Source organism: Streptacidiphilus sp. P02-A3a, from assembly GCF_014084105.1.
In the GTDB taxonomy this organism is placed as follows: domain Bacteria; phylum Actinomycetota; class Actinomycetes; order Streptomycetales; family Streptomycetaceae; genus Streptacidiphilus.
The window spans coordinates 948,878-966,591 of record NZ_CP048289.1 but is presented as its reverse complement, the minus strand read 5'-3'; the positions used below and the strand labels follow the sequence as shown (position 1 = coordinate 966,591).

17 protein-coding genes and 1 pseudogene are annotated in these 17,714 nt (G+C 69.1%); 11 read left to right on the top strand and 7 right to left on the bottom strand.

All coding sequences use genetic code 11. The annotated features are described in order from the left end of the window. Positions 1–84 precede the first annotated feature (84 nt). From GXP74_RS04525 to GXP74_RS04515, 3 genes are all read left to right on the top strand, one after another. Positions 85–798 (top strand): prepilin peptidase, encoded by a 714-nt coding sequence (locus GXP74_RS04525; protein WP_182450121.1) that lies wholly within the window; start codon positions 85–87, stop codon positions 796–798. Between the two features lie 54 nt (positions 799–852). Continuing rightward, the gene (locus GXP74_RS04520) at positions 853–1,311 is read left to right on the top strand and encodes a GNAT family N-acetyltransferase (protein WP_182450120.1); all 459 of its coding nucleotides are present in this window, start codon (positions 853–855) and stop codon (positions 1,309–1,311) included. Positions 1,312–1,389: 78 nt separating this feature from the next. Further along, a complete protein-coding gene (locus GXP74_RS04515; protein WP_182456141.1) occupies positions 1,390–1,638 on the top strand; it encodes a cupin domain-containing protein in 249 nt (82 codons plus the stop codon). Here GXP74_RS04515 and GXP74_RS04510 read toward each other — a convergent pair. Continuing rightward, entirely contained in the window at positions 1,623–2,111 is a 489-nt protein-coding gene (locus GXP74_RS04510; protein ID WP_182450119.1) for a MerR family transcriptional regulator, read from the bottom strand. The two genes, GXP74_RS04515 and GXP74_RS04510, sit on opposite strands and share 16 nt — an antisense overlap. Positions 2,112–2,213: 102 nt before the next feature. Here GXP74_RS04510 and GXP74_RS04505 point away from each other — a divergent pair, with 102 nt between their 5' ends. Together GXP74_RS04505 and GXP74_RS04500 are read left to right on the top strand one after the other, a co-directional pair. Further along, on the top strand, positions 2,214–3,173 hold the full coding sequence (locus GXP74_RS04505; protein ID WP_182450118.1) for an aldo/keto reductase: 960 nt from the start codon (positions 2,214–2,216) through the stop codon (positions 3,171–3,173). 126 nt (positions 3,174–3,299) lie between these two features. Next, positions 3,300–4,031 (top strand): maleylpyruvate isomerase family mycothiol-dependent enzyme, encoded by a 732-nt coding sequence (locus GXP74_RS04500; protein ID WP_182450117.1) that lies wholly within the window; start codon positions 3,300–3,302, stop codon positions 4,029–4,031. 52 nt (positions 4,032–4,083) lie between these two features. On the opposite strand, the gene GXP74_RS04495 is transcribed toward GXP74_RS04500, so the two are convergent. Then, positions 4,084–4,962, bottom strand: coding sequence for a sigma-70 family RNA polymerase sigma factor (locus GXP74_RS04495; RefSeq protein ID WP_182450116.1), 879 nt, complete (start codon positions 4,960–4,962; stop codon positions 4,084–4,086). 93 nt (positions 4,963–5,055) lie between these two features. Between GXP74_RS04495 and GXP74_RS04490 the strand changes: the two genes are divergently transcribed. Continuing rightward, positions 5,056–5,505, top strand: coding sequence for a carboxymuconolactone decarboxylase family protein (locus GXP74_RS04490; RefSeq protein WP_182450115.1), 450 nt, complete (start codon positions 5,056–5,058; stop codon positions 5,503–5,505). Positions 5,506–5,596: 91 nt separating this feature from the next. On the opposite strand, the gene GXP74_RS04485 is transcribed toward GXP74_RS04490, so the two are convergent. Continuing rightward, entirely contained in the window at positions 5,597–6,685 is a 1,089-nt protein-coding gene (locus tag GXP74_RS04485) for a DUF5937 family protein (protein ID WP_182450114.1), read from the bottom strand. A gap of 99 nt (positions 6,686–6,784) precedes the next feature. Between GXP74_RS04485 and GXP74_RS04480 the strand changes: the two genes are divergently transcribed. Continuing rightward, on the top strand, positions 6,785–8,128 hold the full coding sequence (locus GXP74_RS04480; RefSeq protein ID WP_182450113.1) for an MFS transporter: 1,344 nt from the start codon (positions 6,785–6,787) through the stop codon (positions 8,126–8,128). On the opposite strand, the gene GXP74_RS04475 is transcribed toward GXP74_RS04480, so the two are convergent. Next, positions 8,079–8,315 carry a carboxylesterase family protein gene (locus GXP74_RS04475; RefSeq protein WP_225447709.1) on the bottom strand — a complete coding sequence of 79 codons (237 nt, stop codon included), beginning with the start codon at positions 8,313–8,315 and terminating at the stop codon, positions 8,079–8,081. The two genes, GXP74_RS04480 and GXP74_RS04475, sit on opposite strands and share 50 nt — an antisense overlap. Positions 8,316–8,823: 508 nt before the next feature. Here GXP74_RS04475 and GXP74_RS04470 point away from each other — a divergent pair. Together GXP74_RS04470 and GXP74_RS04465 are read left to right on the top strand one after the other, a co-directional pair. Next, positions 8,824–10,140: a DUF1254 domain-containing protein gene (locus GXP74_RS04470; RefSeq protein WP_225447708.1), complete on the top strand. Its 1,317-nt coding sequence runs from the start codon at positions 8,824–8,826 to the stop codon at positions 10,138–10,140. 286 nt (positions 10,141–10,426) lie between these two features. Continuing rightward, positions 10,427–11,379 (top strand): annotated as a pseudogene (locus tag GXP74_RS04465) (IS630 family transposase). On the opposite strand, the gene GXP74_RS04460 reads toward GXP74_RS04465, so the two are convergent. Next, entirely contained in the window at positions 11,376–11,639 is a 264-nt protein-coding gene (locus GXP74_RS04460) for a DegT/DnrJ/EryC1/StrS family aminotransferase (protein WP_182450112.1), read from the bottom strand. The pseudogene GXP74_RS04465 and the gene GXP74_RS04460 overlap by 4 nt on opposite strands. A gap of 463 nt (positions 11,640–12,102) precedes the next feature. Further along, positions 12,103–12,933 carry a hypothetical protein gene (locus GXP74_RS04455; protein ID WP_182450111.1) on the bottom strand — a complete coding sequence of 277 codons (831 nt, stop codon included), beginning with the start codon at positions 12,931–12,933 and terminating at the stop codon, positions 12,103–12,105. A 152-nt stretch (positions 12,934–13,085) separates the two neighbouring features. Here GXP74_RS04455 and GXP74_RS04450 point away from each other — a divergent pair, with 152 nt between their 5' ends. Beyond that, on the top strand, positions 13,086–15,071 hold the full coding sequence (locus GXP74_RS04450) for a cutinase family protein (protein WP_182450110.1): 1,986 nt from the start codon (positions 13,086–13,088) through the stop codon (positions 15,069–15,071). A 99-nt stretch (positions 15,072–15,170) separates the two neighbouring features. Beyond that, positions 15,171–15,836 carry a hypothetical protein gene (locus tag GXP74_RS04445; protein ID WP_182450109.1) on the top strand — a complete coding sequence of 222 codons (666 nt, stop codon included), beginning with the start codon at positions 15,171–15,173 and terminating at the stop codon, positions 15,834–15,836. Positions 15,837–16,332: 496 nt separating this feature from the next. Here the strand turns inward: GXP74_RS04445 and GXP74_RS04440 are convergent, their stop codons facing one another. Further along, on the bottom strand, positions 16,333–17,469 hold the full coding sequence (locus tag GXP74_RS04440; RefSeq protein ID WP_182450108.1) for an NADAR family protein: 1,137 nt from the start codon (positions 17,467–17,469) through the stop codon (positions 16,333–16,335). Positions 17,470–17,714 lie beyond the last annotated feature (245 nt).

Below are 17,714 nucleotides of genomic sequence, written 5' to 3'. Positions count from 1 at the left end.
GGCAATCCCGAGGGGAGCGGCGCGGCGATCGGGTGTAGACAGGGCTGTGCCCGACGCCCGACCCCGCCCTCCGCGAAGGAAGCCATGCCACCGATGCTGCTGATCTGCCTGGCCGCCGCCCTCGGCGCGGCTGTCGGACCGGTGCTGGTGCGCGCCTGCTGGGTGCGGTCCGTGCCCAGCGGCGAACCGCCCCGCAGCCACTGCGACGACTGCGGCGCCGCGCCGTCCGCGCTGCCCCGGTGGCGCTGTCCCGGCTGCCGTCGCGGCCTCGGGCCGTCCGTGTGGTGGATGTCGGCGGCAGCGGCGGCGGCCTGCGCGGTCTGCGGCTGGCGGATCGGCCCGCATCCGGCACTGGCCGCCTACCTGGCCGCCGCGTTGGCCGCGGTGGTCCTGGCCGCGACCGACGCCCGGGTCAAGCGGCTGCCCAACGCGATAGTCCTGCCGCTGTACCCGGTCACCATCGCCGTACTCGGCCTGGCCTTCCTGACGGATCGTCACCATGGCTCGCTGACCCGGGCCCTGCTCGCCATGCTGGCCCTGGTCACGGTCTTCTACCTGCTCGCGCTGGCCAGTCCGAGCTCGCTCGGACTGGGGGACGTCAAGCTCGTCGGCGTGCTCGGCCTGCTGCTGGGCTGGCTGAGCTGGGCGGCCGTGGTCACCGGGGTGTTCCTCGGCTTCGTCGTCGCCTCCGTCGCCGGGCTGGCGCTGCTGCTCACCCGCCGCGCGGGCCGCAAGGACACCATCCCGTTCGGCCCCTACTTGCTCCTCGGCGCGCTGCTGGCCGTGGCCCTGCACTGAGCGGCCCCACCGGGGAGCCCCCGACCCGACCGGGCCCCGAGGCACAATGAGTCCATGCGAATCAAGGAAGTGCCCTGGTCCGACCCTGCGGGCGAGGCGCTGCGCAGGGACCAGCGGAATGAGATCGCCGAGGTCTACGGCACCCCGGACAGCGAGTCCGGCGCCCCCTCGGGACCGGACATCGCCGTCTTCGTGGTCGCCTACGCCGACGACGGCACCCCCGTCGGCTGCGCCGGACTGCGGCTCCTCGGCGAGGACTCGGCCGAGCTCAAGCGGATGTACGTGGTCCCGGCCCAGCGCGGCACCGGCGTCGCCGCCGAGCTGCTGCGGGCGCTGGAGGCCTCGGCCCGCGCCCGGGGCCTGACCACGCTCCGGCTGGAGACCGGCGACCGCCTCCACGCGGCGCACCGCTTCTACACCCGCTCCGGCTTCACCCCCATCCCCAACTACGGGCCCTACGTGGACTCCGACACCTCCCTCTGCTTCGAGCGCCGACTCCAGCCCACGGCCTGACCGAGCCACCGCCGGACGTGGGCCCGCACCGAGCGCGGCGCCGGCCCACGCGCCCGGCCACCGGCCACCGGCCACGAGCTGGGGCGTTTCGAGGTCCACCGCTCCCGGCTGTCGCCGCACGCCACCAGTCAGGTCAGCACGCCCGGGCCCGGTTCGATGGAGTACGTGATGGTGGTCGAGGGCAGGGTCACCCTGGTCTCCGACGGCGTGCCGCACGTACTGGAGGGCGGCGACGCGGCCCGCTTCTCCGGCCGGTCCCCGCACTTCTACCCGACCGAGGCGAGCCTGGCGGTCACCAACAGCGTCGCGGCCTACCCCCGCGACTGACCCCGGACCGAGCGGTAGTAGGCGATCTTGTCGTGCAGATGCCGCTGCTGCCGACGCAGGTGCGCGATCTGGGCGTCCACCTGCGCGTCGTGCCGCTCCAGCAGCGCGATCCGCTCGGCGATGCTGTCGGCGTGGTCGGCAGCCTCGGCGCCCTCGGCGCCCTCGGCAGCCTCGGCGCTTGCCGCGTTCGCGGCATTTGCCGCGTTCGCGGCATTTGCCGCGTTCGCGGTGCTCGCGGCGCGGACCAGTTCGGCGTAGCGCCGCATGTCGGCGATGGGCATCCCGGTGTCGCGCAGGCAGCGCAGCACCGACAGCCACTCAAGGTCGTCCGGGGTGAACCGGCGGTGGCCGCTCGGGGCCCGATCGACCCGGCTGAGCAGCCCGATCCGCTCGTAGTAGCGCAGCGTGTCCAGGCTGAAACCGGAGCTCTCGACGGTCTCGGCGGGCGTGAGATAGCGGGTCGCGTTGGCCATGCGTCCATTGTGCGGCCTACGGCTCCCGGCTCGCCGCTCACGGCTCGCGACTCCCGGCTCGCCGCTTGACCTGGAGCGCGCTCCAGTTGGAACGCTCCTCCCATGCGCTATCGGAACCTTGGACGACGTCAGGTCTCCAGTCTGTGCCTGGGCACGCTGCCCTTCGGCACGCTGGTGGACGAGCAGACCTCCTTCGCCCTGCTCGACCGTTTCACCGAGCGGGGCGGAACCTTCGTGGACACCGCGAACTGCTACTGCTTCTGGATCGACGGCTGCGACGGCGGCGAGAGCGAGTCGCTGCTGGGCCGCTGGCTCGCCGCCCGGGGCAACCGGGACGAGGTGGTCCTGGCCACCAAGCTCGGCGCGCTCCCCGCGCCGGGCGACGGCGAGTGGCCAACCAACCGCGAGGGCCTCTCGGCGCCGGTGATCGCCGCAAGCATCCACCCCAGCCTGCGCCGACTCGGCACCGACCGGGTGGACCTGCTGTACGGACACGTGGACGACCCGGCCACCCCGCTCGCGGAGACCGTGGCGGCGTTCGGCGCGCTGGTCCGCGAGGGGCTGGCCGAACAGGTCGGCATCAGCAACCAGCCGGGCCCCCGGGTGGTCCGATCACGGGAGCTGGCGGCCGAGTTGGGCGTTCCCCGGTACACCGCGCTGCAACAGCGCCACACCTACCTGCGGCCGGGCCCCGGCACCGACTTCGACTACCAGATCGCCGTGGACGACCCGCAACTGGCCTATGCCCGCACCCAGCCCGACCTGACCGTGCTGGCGTACGGCCCGCTGCTCAACGGCGCCTACACCGACCCGGCCAAGCCGCTGCCGGAGCAGTACGACCACCCGGCGGCGCACGCCCAACTGTCGGTGCTGAGCGAGATCGCCCGCGAGCTCGACGCGACCCGCAACCAGGTCGTCCTCGCCTGGATGCTGGGCAGCGAGCCCTCCGTCCTGCCGATCATCGGCGTGAGCCGGCTCACCCAACTCGACGAGGCCCTGGACGCCGTCGAGTTGCGACTCACCCCGGAGCAGCACGCCCGCCTGGACGCCGCCCGAGGCTGACCCCGAGGCTGATCCCGAGGCTGATCCCGACGCCCGGCAACCGGCCGGTACCGGGCGTACGGTTCGACCGTTCGACACCGCCCACCCATCCCGTACCCGCGCCAACGGCACCGAGGAGACGGCGACATGGCCACTGCCCCCGACTTCGAGCCCGCACCGTGGCTCACCCGGATCACCGTCGCCATCGAGCGGTTGCTCGGGGCGGCGGCGGGCCTCGGCGTCACCGACGTACGCGGCCCCTCGCTGCTCCCCGGCTGGTCGCGGGGGCACGTCCTGACCCACCTCGCCCGCAACGCCGACGGCGGCAGACACCTGCTGACGTGGGCCCGAACCGGCGTCGAGACGCCCGAGTACCCGAGCATGGCCGCCCGGGCCGAGCAGATCGAGGCCGGTTCCGGGCGCGGCCCGGACGCCCTGCTCGCCGACCTGCGCGACAGTTCGGCCCGGTTCGCCGCCGAGTACGCCCGCATGCCCGCCGACGCCTGGCAGCGGCTCGTCCGCTGGACCGAGGGCCAGCGGCATCCGGTCCTCCGGGCGGCGGACTCCCGGCTGACCGAGGTCCTCATCCACCACGTCGACCTCGCGATCGGCTACACCCCCGACGACTGGCCCCCGGACTTCGTGGAGGAGTTGCTGCACCGCCTGGTCACCGCCCACGACGCCCGCCCGGCCACCGCCGCGATGCGGCTGCACGCCACCGACACCGACACCTGGTACGACATCCACCCGGTCCCCGGCAGCCCCACGGTCCGCGGCACCCGGGCGACCCTGCTGGCCTGGCTCGTCAACCGCCCGACCACCCCCGGCCCGACCACCGCCGACGGCAGCCCCCTGCCCCAGCCGCCGGCCCTCGGCTGACCCGGGGAAACCCGCGTCCGCGCGTCACGCCCCGCGCCCCACGCCCCGCGCCTCACACCGGCTCCGGCAGGTCCATCCGGGCGAGCTTGGCCGGGTCGATCGCCGCCGCGATCGCGGTGATCCGGCCGTCGACCACGGTGAACGCGAGTACCGACAGCGGGGTGCCGTCCTCGCGCCAGGAGACCACCCCTGGACGGCCGTCGACGAGCACCGCGCGCCCGCGCTCGGCCGCGGCGGCACCCAGCTGCGCACCGGCGGCCACCTCGGTCGCGCCGAGGGTGACGAACACCCCGGCGGGGGTGTCCACGGTCAGCCTCACCTCGGGGTCGAGCACCCGCAGCAAGCCCCCGAAGTCGCCCTGCCGGGCCGCCGCCAGGAACGCCTGGACCACCTGCCGCTGCTCCCGTCGGCCCCCGCTGGGCCGCTCGGTCCCCTGCACCTTCCGGCGGGCGCGGCTGGCCAGCATCTTGGTGGCCGGGGTCGACTTGCCCAGGATCTGGCCGATCTCGTCGAACGGCACCCCGAACAGGTCGTGCAGCACGAACGCCAGCCGCTCGCTCGGCCGGAGCGCCTCAAGGACGACGAGCAGCGCGAGCCCGACCGCGTCGGCGAGCGCCACGTCGTCCTCGGGAGCCGGACCGTCGTCCGCCGTCACCACGAACTCCGGCAGCCGGTCGTCATAGGACGCCTCGGAGCGGGTCTGCCGCGTCCGCAGCACATCCAGGCTGATCCGGCCGACCACCGTGGTCAGCCAGCCGCCGAGGTTGTGGATGGTCTCCGGCTCCTGCCGGGAGAGCCGCAGCCAGGCCTCCTGGACGACGTCCTCGGCGTCGGCGTGCGACCCGAGCATCCGGTAGGCGACCGCCCGCAACCGGTCGCGCTGCGACTCGAACGCCTCGGCCACCGGATCCTTCGCACTGCTCTCGGTCATCTGGTTACCTTCCTCGGATCTGCTCCGTCATGGGGGATGACGGGCCCGAACGGGCCCAGGTAACCGATACGGCCGACATAAGGAGCAGGACCGATGGAAGCACGTCTGAACAGCACCGCGAACCCCGACATGATGACCGCCATCAAGCACCTCTACAAGGCGATCGGCTCCGGGGGCGTCGACCAGCGCCTGTTGTCGCTGATCCACCTGCGCGCCAGCCAGATCAACAACTGCGCGCCGTGCGTCCACGCCAGTGTCACGGGTGCGAAGAAGGCGGGCGAGACGGACGAGCGGCTGCACAACGTGATCGCCTGGCGCGAGACCCCCTTCTACACCGACTCGGAACGCGCCGCCCTCGCGCTGACCGAGGCCGCCACCCGCCTCCAGGACGGCGCCCCGGGCGTCACCGACGACATCTGGGCCGCCGCCAGCGAGCACTTCACCGACGAGCAGCTCTCCGCCATCGTCCTGGAGATCGCGACGACCAACTTCTTCAACCGCATCAACCGCTCCATCCAGGAGCAGGCCGGTCGGACCTGGTAACCACCAGGTCCCCCGAGCGACGACGAAGGCCCGGCCTCCCGGCAACCACCGGCTGTGCCGGGCCTTTGTCGCGCCTGGGCCCCGGCCCACTTCAGCGCAGGAGGGCCTCGATCAGGTCGGTGCCCAGGCGGGCGGTCGACAGCAGGTCCAGTTCGTAGCTGACGTAGCGGCCGCGCCGGGTGGAGGTGATCAGGCCGGCGCTCTTCAGGACGGCCAGGTGGCGGGAGACCTCCGGCGGGGTCAGCAGCCAGGTCTCGGCGAGCTGCGCGGTGTTCTGCGGTCCGCGGGCGATGCTGCGCAGCAGCCGCAGGCGCACGGGGTGGTCCAGCGCGTGCAGCCGGTCCTGGACCGGAGCGGCGGCAGCGGGCGGTGCGGCCAGGGAGGCGGAGACCGGGTAGTGGATGACCGGTTGCCAGCCGGGGGTGTGCACGACCAGCAGATGGGGGTCGGAGAAGGCGCTGGGGCTGAAGGTGATCCCCGCCCCGTGAGAGCTGGTGGCGCGGTCCTGCAGCTTGTCGACCAGGATGCGCTCGCCCGAAGCCGACAGCGTGACCGCCGGGGAGATCGCCGCGAGGGTGCGCTCCAGCCCGTGCCGCGCCAGCAGGTCGCGCTTGTGGCGGGCCTCGCCCGCGAGCCGTCCCGCCACCGTGCTCCAGGCGGCGTCGAAGAAACCGGCCGCGCAGTCCTCCAGGACACGGCGCAGCCAGGCCCTGGCCCGCGCGGGATCGGTGAGCAGGGAGTCCACGAAGTCCAACTGGCGGCTGCCGCGCCCGGCCGCCCGCTCGCGCGCGACCCGCCGGGCGGCGGCGTCGGTGAGCGGCGAGCCGAGGTCGTCGCACACCGGAACCACACCGCAACTGCTGGTCATCAGCGTGGAGCGGACCCAGGTCTCGTCGTCGAGCTCGTCGAGACCGTCGAGTTCCTCGGCCAGCGTCGGTGTCGGCCGGGCAGGCAGCAGGATGTCCGCCCGCGAGGTGCGCCACAGGTAGTCGGCGGTGACGATGCGGTCCATCAACTCCGGGTCGACCTGCGCGCCGACCGAGGCGATCCAACCGGCCTGCTGCGGGTGATGGGACGGTTCCACGAGCAGGTGCAGCGCGGATCCCAGCTCGGCCAACGGGGAGGGCGCGAACAGGTACCGGTCCGCGGCCATCCCCGACACATCGATGCTGACGCTCATCCTGCCAGCATCGCACCACGGCCGCGGCAGGCCCGTCACGATTGACGATCAACGTCAATCGACTCGGTACCCGCGCTGCGCCGCACCGATCGTTGCCGCATGCCCCCCACCACCCGCAGCAGAACCACCTCCTCGACGCCACCGCCCACCCGACTGACGACCCTGCAACTGCTACGCGGTCTGGGCGGCGGACGCTACGCCGGCGCAGCCCTGGTCTCCTCCCTGGGCGGCGGGCTGATGCGCCCCTTCCTGCTGCTGTACGCGGTCACCATCAGCGGCATCAGCGCCGAGCGCGCGGGCCTGGCCCTGTCCCTGGGCTACCTCGCGGGCATGGCGGCGGTACCGCTGGCCGGTCGCTGGGTCGACCGGGGCGCCCGGCGCGGCCTTACGGTCACCACCCTGGTCGTGCGCGCCACAGGACTGATCACCCTGCTGCTCGTCCCCGGTCCTGACGGCTTCGCCTGCTGCTGCCTGTTGCAGGGCATCGGCAACCAGGCCGGACCGATCGGCCAGGCCGCGGTCGTCTCCAGCATCTCCGTCGGCTACGAACGCGACGCCGTCCTGGCCGCGCTGCGCTCCCTGGGCAACGCCGGTCTGGGCGCGGGGGCCCTGCTGGCCACCATCGCGGTCGGCACCGGCAGCGTCGGCATGCGCTGGCTGGCCCTGGGCACCGCGCTCGGCTACCTGATCTCGGCGGCGCTGGTGTCGACCGTCATGCTCACCGACACTGCCGTGCCGCGCCGCGCCGACGTTCCGACGCCCGTCAGCGGTACCGACCGGCTCGCGCTGCGCCGACTGACCCTCATGAACCTGGCCAACCTGCCCTTCGCGTTCTGCTTCGACATCCTCGAAGTCGCACTGCCGATCGTCCTGGTCACCCACCTGCACGCGGCCCCCGCGTGGTCCTCCGGGATCTTCGTCGCCAACACCGCCATGGTCATCCTCTGCCAACTCCCCGTCGTGCTCTGGATGTCACGCCGACCGCGACGCAGCGTCTTCGCCCTGGCCGGATGGGTACTCGCGGCCTCCTACCTGGGCTTCCTCCTCGCCGCCACCCGGCACGGCACCACCGGCGCCGCCGCGGTCGCCCTGGTGTCGGTCCTGTACAACCTCGGCGAGATCCTCTACACCGGCGTCGGCACCGCCCTGGTCATCGACGCGGCCCCGCCCCACCTGCGCGGCCGCGCCCTCGCCCGCTGGCAGCTCTCCCTCGGCCTGGGCCGCGCCCTCGCCCCGCTGACCATCACCGCCGCCCTGAACGTAGGCGCGGCCACCCTGTGGCTCCCCCTCGCTGCGGCCACTGCCCTGGCCGCCACGTTCATCAGCTCCCGCGCCCCCGCCGACACGGCACACCCCACACACCACTTCACCGCCGCTGAAGCCACGCCCCCGGTCAGCGGGGCCGCGGCGACGTCCGCGCCTCCCGGATCCGGTCCGGAATGAACCGCAGCTGACCGTTGCCCCGGACCGTCGCGGCGGCCCACCGCGGCGCCCCGGCGTGGTTGGGGTCGCCGGTCCGGGCGAAGGCGGTCCAGTAGCCGATCACCGTGGCCGCCATCGCCTGCTGTGCCTCGGTCTTCAGGAAGTTGTTCCCACCGAGGTCGGCACTACGCAGGCTGGCCGCCCGCACCGCTGTCGGCGCTGCCCGGCTTCTGGCGCACCTGCCGCCCGCGCGCCTCCAGGCGGTACTGCGGGCTGCCCGCCGGGGAGCAGAGACAGGGCCAGGTCCAGGGCCGCCCGGCTCCCGGCTCCCGGCTCCCGGCGCGATAGCGAGCCGCCCTGGGGCAGTGGCCCTACCGGAAGTCAGAAGTGATCTGGTTGACGCTCCAGCTGGGGACATCCGCCAACAACAGTGACCAGATCCGCCACATCAGCTGAACAGTCACAGGTGTGACTGAGCGCCCCGACCGGCGGAGAGTGAGCCGCATGGGCACCTTTGGTCCCGCCGCGCACAGAGTGGCTGCCCACCCCTATTTGGTGCCCGCGTGCCGCTGGAGGACTGCACCCATATGCTCGACAAATGGGAACAAATCGTCTGACTCTGTGAGGTCTCGGCCCAGCAGTCATGGGCAACCGACTGTCGCCCCTCCTGCCTCCACTCAGCCGATCCGCCACCCGCACCGCCCCGGAGGCCGACCTTGACGCTCCCCGACGCCGCTACTGCCCGCGCCACCGCCACCCAGGGGTGGATCTACGGATACGCGCTGCTGGAGAACTACCGCACGATGTACCCGCAGGCCATCGACAGCGACGACCCGCGGTACGTGGGCGGCTTCGGAAGCTTCCGGCACTACTCCCAACCCTTCACCCCGGCCAACACCGACGTGGTCACCCCCAACAACGACACCCCGTACTCCTGGGCCTGGCTGGACCTGCGCACCGAACCCTGGGTGGTCTCCGTCCCCGCCGTCGACCGCTACTACGTACTGCCCCTGCACGACCTGGACACCTCCTACGTCGGCTTCATCGGCGCCCGCACCACCGGCGACGGGCCCGGTGACTACCTGGTCGCCGGACCGAACTGGGCAGGGCAGCCCCCGGCCGGCATCACTGCGGTCCTGCGCGCGGACACCCAGCTGGTCGGCATCCTGGGCCGCACCTACCTCGCGGGGCCCGACGACGTCACCCAGCTCAGCGCCCTCCAGCAGCAGTACCTGCTGCGCCCCCTGAGCCGCTTCCTGGACCAGGTCGAACCCGAGCCCGCCCCGGAGCCGGCCTGGCCGGTCTGGCGCGAGGAAGCCCTCGACGGTCCCGAGTTCTTCACCCTGCTGGACTTCCTGCTCCAGTTCTTCCCCGTCCTGCCCCAAGAGACTGAACTGCGGCAGCGCCTGGCCGACCTGGGGGTCGGCACCGGCACCTTCGAACCCGGCACACTGCCCCGGGAGGTCGCCGAGGCGATCGAGGCGGGCATTGCCGACGCCCGCAAGCAGCTGGCCGATGCCGAGAGCACTGTCCGCGACTCCACCGGCTGGTTCGGCACCCGCGCCCAGCACGCTGACGACTACCTGACCCGCGCGGTCGGCGTGGACAAGGGCCTGTACGGGCTGCCCTCCGAGGAAGCCTGGTACGCGGGCTGGCTCACCGATGACCAGGGCAACCGGCCCCCCGACGCCGCCGGGCGCGACTACGTCATCCACTTCCCGCCCGGCAAGCTCCCCCCGGCCCGGTTCTTCTGGTCCGCCACCATGTACCGCCTACCCGAGCGGCTGCTGGTGGACAACCCCGCCGACCGCTACTCCATCGGCGACCGCACCCCCGGCCTGGTGTACGACGAAGACGGCGGACTGACCCTCCGCGTGCAGCACACCCGCCCCCACGACCCGGCCCAGGCCGCGAACTGGCTCCCGGCCCCGGCCGGGCCCTTCACCGTCGCCATCCGCGTCTACGGCCCCGACGCCGCCGTCCTGAACGGCAGCTGGACCATGCCCGACCTGACCGTGCGCGCCCATGGGTGACGCCACCGGGACGATTCGCCTCCGCGGTCGGCATCGCCATCAGCCCGCTCCCGCTCATCGCCGTCATCCTCATGCCCGCCCCCAGGGCCGCCGCAACGGCATCGCCCTCACCACCGGCTGGATCGCCGCCGTGGCGTGGCCGTCACCACAACCGTGCTCCTCGGCTCCGGCGCCGACGCCAGTTCACAAGGCTCACCCGCGACCTGGACGATGTGGCTCAAGCTGGCCCTAGTGTCCTGCACCCGAAGTTCGATATATATGTATGTAGCCTTGGTCTGTGGCGCGAATGGGGCGGCCGATGGCCGAGCTGACCTTGACGGACGAGGAGCGCGAGACGCTGGTCCGCTGGTCGCGGTGGGCCAAGTCCTCGCAGGCACTGGCGCAACGCTGCCGCATCGTCCTCGGCTGTGCGGACGGGAAGTCGAACCAGTTGGTCGCCGCCGAGTTGGGCATCTGGCCGCAGACGGTCGGCAAGTGGCGACGGCGGTTCCTGGAGAGCCGGCTGGAGGGCCTGGCCGACGAGCAACGGCCCGGCGCCCCGAGGTCTGAAAGGCGTTCGGCCTCAAGCCGCACCTGGTGGACACCTTCAAGCTCAGCAAGGACCCCCAGTTCATCGACAAGGTCCGCGACGTGGTCGGGCTCTACCTCGACCCGCCGGAACGGGCACTTGTGCTCTGCGTGGACGAGAAGAGCCAGATCCAGGCACTGGACCGCTCGGCCCCGGTCCTGCCGATGATGCCCGGCATGCCCGAACGCCGCACCCACGACTACCCGCGCAACGACGTCACCACACTGTTCGCCGCACTGGACGTGACCACGGGCGAGGTCATCGGCTCGCTCCACCGCCGACACCGGGCAGCGGAGTTCAAGAAGTTCCTCACCAAGCTGAACAAGGAGGTGCCGGCCGACCTGGACGTGCACCTCATCTGTGACAACTACGCCACCCACAAGACCCCGGCGATCCAGAAGTGGCTGGCCGCACACCCACGGTTCCACCTGCACTTCACCCCCACCAGCTCGTCCTGGCTCAACCAGGTCGAGCGGTGGTTCGGCCTGCTGACGGACAAGCAACTCCGACGCGGAGTCCACAAGTCCGTCCGCGCACTGGAGAAGGACATACGGGACTGGATCAAGACCTGGAACGAGAACCCACGGCCCTTCACCTGGACCAGGACCGCCGACGAAATCCTCGAACGACTCGCCACATATCCTGAACGAATTCCTGGTGCAGGACACTAGGCGCCGTTCACCTGGGCCACGGCGCTGGCGGCGATGTTCGGGCTGTCTGGCTCGATGTCGCAGAGGGCGGGGTAGCTGCTGGCCTGGAAGATCGCGGTGATGGCGGAGATCCAGGTCATCGGCGAGACGGCGACTCCGGCTTCGGAGTCCGCGCCGACCGCGTGGAGGGCGGCGTGCAGGGAGGCGTTCCCGGAGTTGAAGGACAGCGCGTGGCGAGTGCCGGACGGCCTACGGGCGTCGTCGCTCGGCGGACTGGCCATAGGGGGTGATCCGTGGGACCGCGGTCAGGCGGCCGTGGTCGAGGTCGTCTAGGTCAGCCCGGATCTGGGCGGACCGAAGCCGGACCATGTCCTGGTCTTCATCTGGTGGCGAGGGGCGAGCCTCCCGGCCCCGGGGACGTCGCCATTCGACCAACGCGGCGGGTGGCGCGACATCTTGGGAGAGTGACGTCATTGGCGCCTGCGCCGGGCGTAGACCGAGCGCCGGGCGAATTTTCCAGGCATCATGACGGTTCCCTGGCTGTGTTGCATTGCATACGGACCTAGCCCGGCTTCCAGGATTTATTGACGAGTACAAGGCAACTTCTGGTAGCGTGTCGATACAGATGCCTCCCCTGGTGTGCACAGCTTTCACTGGAAATCATTGTGTACGTATATGTACCGAGCCGTACCTCTTCCATTTCCGTGAGGGGCCGCTTCTATGCGATCGGGTACTCAAGGGTGCTTACCGAGCCCTTTGCGTCAGAGACATGATCATCCCGGTGAAACCAATCGGCACGGTGCGGCCGCCTGGGAAGATGGCCGCACCCGGGCCATACGTGGTCAAGTGCAGGGCCGGTCGGCCAGGCTGCCCCGAGAAGGTCGGGTCGTGTGCTTGCGAGGTTGCCGGAAGCGGCAGGTAGCCCGCGCGCGAGGCGCGCTTGACGACATCTTTGATCACTTCCTGACGCGTGCCTTTGTACATACCCGCCACCCCGAAGGTGTAAGGGCCGACGAGTTCTCCTCCGACAAGCCATGCCGTCAGGGCGCCCCTGCGATGCGCGCCGAGCCTGCGGGCGGTCCGGGCCAGGTGGGCCTGGACCGCCAGGCGGGCCCACCACCAGTACCAGAATCGCTGCCACCCGGGCGGGGGCTCGAAGTCGATCCCCAGGTCCGTCAGGTAGGCCCGGGTCCTCGGAGTGGGGAGCTTCAACCTCAGGCCTTGTTCGCTGGTCAGTGTCATTCCCGCGTTCACACTGACCATGACGCCGCTCGATGCTGCAGGCACAACGATGCCGTCCAGAGCAGCACCGGGCGGCACAAGTTTGAAGAACAGTTCAGGCAGCATCACCGGACGATAGAAACGAAACGTCTCCTCGTCATCACGCCCTAGCAGGTTCCTCGCGTCCCGCTCGTACCCCAATTGTTGAGCGCGGTCCGCTAATGTGCGTCCCACCCCCTCGGGGTCACCGGGAAAGATCACGGACAGATCGACGCGGAACGTACCGGTGATACCACCTCCACCTACCCGGTCGACCAGAATCGTGCCATCCCGGGCCCCCAGGGAGTCGACCACCGAAGACAGGACTGCCTGGGAAGAAAGGAGCCGGGTCCCAGGAGGCCATATCGCTCGTGAAGCCCGCCCCAGAGGGACCGGTTGACGCCGCCGAGGCAGCCACAGAAAAGCCCACGCTCGAATCATTCTCTCAACATACCCCAGGAGGAACGTTGTCCACCAGAGTTATACACGCGTTACGCATCCTGCTCTCCGGAACCCTGGTGCTGTTCCTGGCAGGGTACGCCTCTTGGCAGGCACCCAAAGCTCATGCCGTCACCAGCGGCTGCGCCCCCTACGCAATCCTCGCCAGCCGTGGATCCGGACAACTAATGGATGACAGTTCCACCAACGGGTTCGGACAACCGGTATTTTCGTTCATTGAGTCCTTCTTGGCCGAGTTGCCAGCTGGTACCGCCGCAGCCACCACTACCTGGAACAATCCCTACCTTGCGGTGCCCGTCTCCTGGCCTCACCTGCTCAACGCGGCCTCGGCGGCTTTAAATTCTTCCTTCTACAGTAATTCGGTCAATGGTGGTCAGAATAAATTAACGGCCGCGATCACGAATATTACCGCAACGTGCGCCGGAAGCACAAAAATAATTCTGGTCGGCTACAGCCAAGGGGCCCAGGTCACGGCCAATGTCTATCAGGCACTGGCCCCCGACCTGCAGGCGGACATTTCCGGAGTCGCTCTCTTCGGCGATCCGCTCTTCAATCCAGGTTCCCCCGGCGACATGGGTGACTTCAGCGGCGATCGTCAGGGCCTCCTTGCGCACCCCTCGAGCAGGATGCGCCCAGCGTTCGCCGACGACGGCAAAGTTCTTTCCTACTGCTTCCAGGCCGACGTGATCTGCCAGGGCCCATGGGCGAGTTTCTTCCCACTCCAGGTGTCCGGCCTTGCCGCCCACTCCGCTTACAACACAGACGGCGACGCCGACAGCACAGTCCCCTACAGCACCCGCGCCGCGTTGTATTTCGCGAACTTGACCGGCATCCCGAGCGGGAGTGCCGCACCCAGCGCGATGATCACGCCCGTGGATACCGCCTTCGTCGGACGACCGATCACCATCTCGGCAGCCGAGTCGACAGACCCAGACGGTGAAGAACTCACCTACAGCTGGGATCTGGCAAACTCGGGCACCTTCTCGACCGCGTCCCCCAGTCGGACGACCTCAACTGTGTTCAAAACCGCCGGCACCTACACCGTCAGACTGCAAGTGACCAACGAGAGCGGGCTGTCCGCGACCGCCTCTGCAGTCGTGACCGTCGTCGCCGACCCCGACCCAGGCACGCTGCAGGCTCCCACCACCCTCGCCGTGGAAGAGTCCTCCGACGGATTGTCCGACACGCTCACCTGGCAGCCGCCCGCGTCGGGACCGGCGCCCGGGGGATACGAGGTCTTCGGAGGCGATGGGACCCCATTGGCTGCAACCGTTGGCGGCGGTCCCGGCTCACTGACCCTTCCGGCAGGAGGTGTCCCCTCAAGCATCGACGTCGAATCGGTGGACAGCGACGGAGAAGGAGGGATTCTCACCGCCCAGTTCACCCCTGAGCCCAGTGCGATCGCCACAGTCAACGGCCCCACGGCCTCGGTCGCCGCCCAGATTGGAGAGGGCGCGACCATATCCTTCGCCGTACAGGCGGGCCAGGCCTTCTACATCAACGGGAACCTCTCCCAGAGCGATCAGCCGCTGGAGGCGAATTACGACCTGCTGGATCCCTCGGGTATCACAGTCCTTGAGCAGAACGACGACTCCGTGGACGCCGGGTCCTCAATCAATGTGAGCCCCATCGTCGCGACAACGAGCGGGATCTACACCCTGAACTACTCGCTCGAAAACCCGCTGGGAAACCCCGGGTCCGGGATATTCAGCGCCCAGGTCTTCGGCACCGACCTGACCGCATCCCAGACAATCGACGGGGCGCCCGTAACAGTGAACGTTCCGGCTTCAGACCCAGGAGATTGGAGTGTCATCACATTCGCGGCGAGCGCCGGCCAGGAAATCTACATTAACGGAACATCAACTTTCGGCACCTCCACTCTCGAAGTATCAATATTTGACCCTTCCGGGAAAATGATATACGACGGCATTCCATACTTCGGGGTGTGGTCAAATATCATCGCCCCAATGGCAGTGAAAACCTCCGGAGTCTAGGCCCTCAAGTTTACGCCAATCGAAGGAGGATCTGGGGCAATCGAGGAGCAGATTCTGGGTTCTTTCATCACGGATTCCACTTCCGTCAACAGCCCTCCGATGAAAATTGATTATCCAGCTTCTGCGCTGGGGAAAATAGCCCGGATCACATTTACGGCACAGGCCGGGCAGATGATCTACGTGGACGACAGCCTCACGGATGGCAGCATCCTCTCGGGCATCCTCACCGATCCGGCAGGAAATGTGATCCAAGACGTCGGAGTCTCGGATCCCGGCGAACAGAATCTGATCACGCCATTCACGGCGGTGACATCAGGAGTATATACACTCCAGCTGTCTACAGAGGCAGCAGACTCGGTCACCGTCCAGATCCTCGGCTTTTCCGGAACGTTCGTGACCGCAACAGCCCAGGCGAACGGCTCACCCGTATCGGTGACGACCAAACCCGGACAGTGGGCGAAAATCACATTCCCGTGGACACTTTCATCCCTGGGATCATACATAGGAATAGAGGGCACTTTCTCCGCGGGCAACTACACCAATACTGCCGTCTACGATCCATCGGGAAGCCTCCTGATTGATTCACCCGTAGGATCGGGCGAATCGGAGTTGGGAGCCTTGGGCATCTACACAACGGATGGAACATACACGCTCATGATATGCCCCCCGCCGGGGACCACCGAAACCAGCACCTTGCAGATATACAGCAGCATTATAGGGACAAATGCACTGCGGGGTAAAGCAGAGCACAAGCTCAGGAGATAGAGAAGTACCCGTCGTTACCGCGCCGCACACCAGTGGAAGCAGCCCCGACTGCTCCGTTCGACCTGCTGGCGCGCAAGCGTCGGGGACTGGCTGGGCATCGGCAGGTACGCATCACCGCAATGGCCGCGGGCAGCGCGGCCGAGGTAACCCACTGCCCGCGCCCCGCACCGAGCAGCCCAAGTTCAGGGCGACCACGGGGGAAGGGGGAGGCAGTCCCGTCATTCACCTCGGGCACCATCCACCCGATCCGTGCTCAGAATCGCACCTACGGCCAGACCGTCTGGACGAGGTCTCGAAGAAGCTGCACAAGGCCGCTCCGAGCAGATCGCGAAGGCGAAGGCCAAGGCGGAGAAGGCCGGGCGGAAGGCACGCAAAGCGGCAGCCGCACTCGCGGCGCTGGAAGTGGCGAGGAATTGATGGCCTGATGGTCAGCGGTCGCCGGGAAGCTACCCGCCCCCAAGCGCACAGGACAGGGCAGCCCTCCGGTCGCTCGGACCTACCTGCGGTCCGCGAGGAGCGATTGGGCGACGAGTTCGGAACGGGTCAGTTGGAGGAGGCGGCCAATCCAGTTCCGGCCCTGCCGATCGGGGGCGTCCCTCCAGAAGGGCGAATCCAACAGGCCGGTGTAACTGATCGCGCTGTCCCCGGTGGACAGGAGCATCTCGGCCAGGTCGGGGTGCTGTTCGAACTTCGCCCGCAGCAGAGCACCCATGACGGCAAGTCGCACGCTGGCCCAGTCCGCTCGGCGGTCCGCCCGGCCGCCCAGTTCATGCGCCTCCCGCCCTGTTGGCGCGTCCCGGATTCGATCGTGATCGGAGGCGTCGGCTGCTGACAGGGCCCAGTAGCCGTGCACTACGGACGGGTACGTCTCGCCTGCCAGGGACACCTGCGCCGGGAAGTCGTTGCGCAGCACGAAGAGGTCCAGCTTCTCGGGCCAGCCCTTCGGGAAGACGGTCTCATGCGAGATGACCGCCGGCCGACCGGCCTCGACCGGATCATCCGCATGGTGGATCGCGCGGCGTTCCCGTTGACGCGCGACACCCTGGGTCCCCTCGTTGAAGTAGTCCAGGGCTTTCCGGTGATGCACTGGGGTAACGACCGGGCCGTCGCCGTCGACTGCGGTACCCACATCGGTGAGCAGTATCCGCAGGGGCCGGTCCTGGCGGTCCATATCGCCCAGAACGTAGATGCGCCGGTGGGGCGGAACCGCGAGATAGGCCGCTCGCAACAACGCACGGTTGGCCTCGGTCGGCTCCTGCTGGAAGCGCTCGATCGCTTGCCAGCAACGACGCCCGGCGGTGGGACGTCCGCTGAGCTCCTCGACCTTGTCAGCCACTTCGAGGAGGAACCCCTCCGGGGTCAGCGGCTCACCGTTCCGGGAGAGCCACTTGGACGGTTCGACCGGGCGGGCAGGCGCCGCTGGGTCCGTCACCAAGATGCGGCCTGATGCCAGCAGCTTCTCCAAGCCGGTGAGATCAGTGCGATCCTCGCATCGCACTTCCCCATCAGAGAACACCACCAGGTCATCCATGTAGTACCGGTCGTTCCAGCGGCTCCAGCGCCAGACATGGCACCACGCGCCCTTGATTCTTTCTCCGTCCACTGTCCTGTATGTCGGTCCCCGCCAGCTCATGGCTGAACGCTACCGGCCGCAGCGATCGGGCGGACAACCGTTTACAGGGATGTCCGCCCGGCCCGGTGGAGGCACCGAGGTACTCGAATCCCCGGTCCGGGCCACGCCCGGACCGCCACCGTCCCACACGTGCCGGAGCTCAGGTAGACGACCCCCTCGGGCTCCGGCACCACCGACGCCCTCGACCAGTCGCCGCTGGCCGGGGGCGCTCCTGTACCCCCGGGGGAGACCTTGATCATCTGGGA

What these genes read in the sequence shown, in the direction of transcription:
- GXP74_RS04485 (WP_182450114.1), bottom strand. Translation starts at nt 6,685, where the DNA reads ATGAGCGTCAGCATCGATGTGTCGGGGATGGCCGCGGACCGGTACCTG.
- GXP74_RS04460 (WP_182450112.1), bottom strand. Translation starts at nt 11,639, where the DNA reads ATGGCCAGTCCGCCGAGCGACGACGCCCGTAGGCCGTCCGGCACTCGC.
- GXP74_RS04440 (WP_182450108.1), bottom strand. Translation starts at nt 17,469, where the DNA reads ATGAGCTGGCGGGGACCGACATACAGGACAGTGGACGGAGAAAGAATC.
- GXP74_RS04445 (WP_182450109.1), top strand. Translation starts at nt 15,171, where the DNA reads ATGAAAATTGATTATCCAGCTTCTGCGCTGGGGAAAATAGCCCGGATC.
- GXP74_RS04510 (WP_182450119.1), bottom strand. Translation starts at nt 2,111, where the DNA reads ATGGCCAACGCGACCCGCTATCTCACGCCCGCCGAGACCGTCGAGAGC.
- GXP74_RS04520 (WP_182450120.1), top strand. Translation starts at nt 853, where the DNA reads ATGCGAATCAAGGAAGTGCCCTGGTCCGACCCTGCGGGCGAGGCGCTG.
- GXP74_RS04490 (WP_182450115.1), top strand. Translation starts at nt 5,056, where the DNA reads ATGGAAGCACGTCTGAACAGCACCGCGAACCCCGACATGATGACCGCC.
- GXP74_RS04505 (WP_182450118.1), top strand. Translation starts at nt 2,214, where the DNA reads ATGCGCTATCGGAACCTTGGACGACGTCAGGTCTCCAGTCTGTGCCTG.
- GXP74_RS04480 (WP_182450113.1), top strand. Translation starts at nt 6,785, where the DNA reads ATGCCCCCCACCACCCGCAGCAGAACCACCTCCTCGACGCCACCGCCC.
- GXP74_RS04525 (WP_182450121.1), top strand. Translation starts at nt 85, where the DNA reads ATGCCACCGATGCTGCTGATCTGCCTGGCCGCCGCCCTCGGCGCGGCT.
- GXP74_RS04500 (WP_182450117.1), top strand. Translation starts at nt 3,300, where the DNA reads ATGGCCACTGCCCCCGACTTCGAGCCCGCACCGTGGCTCACCCGGATC.
- GXP74_RS04495 (WP_182450116.1), bottom strand. Translation starts at nt 4,962, where the DNA reads ATGACCGAGAGCAGTGCGAAGGATCCGGTGGCCGAGGCGTTCGAGTCG.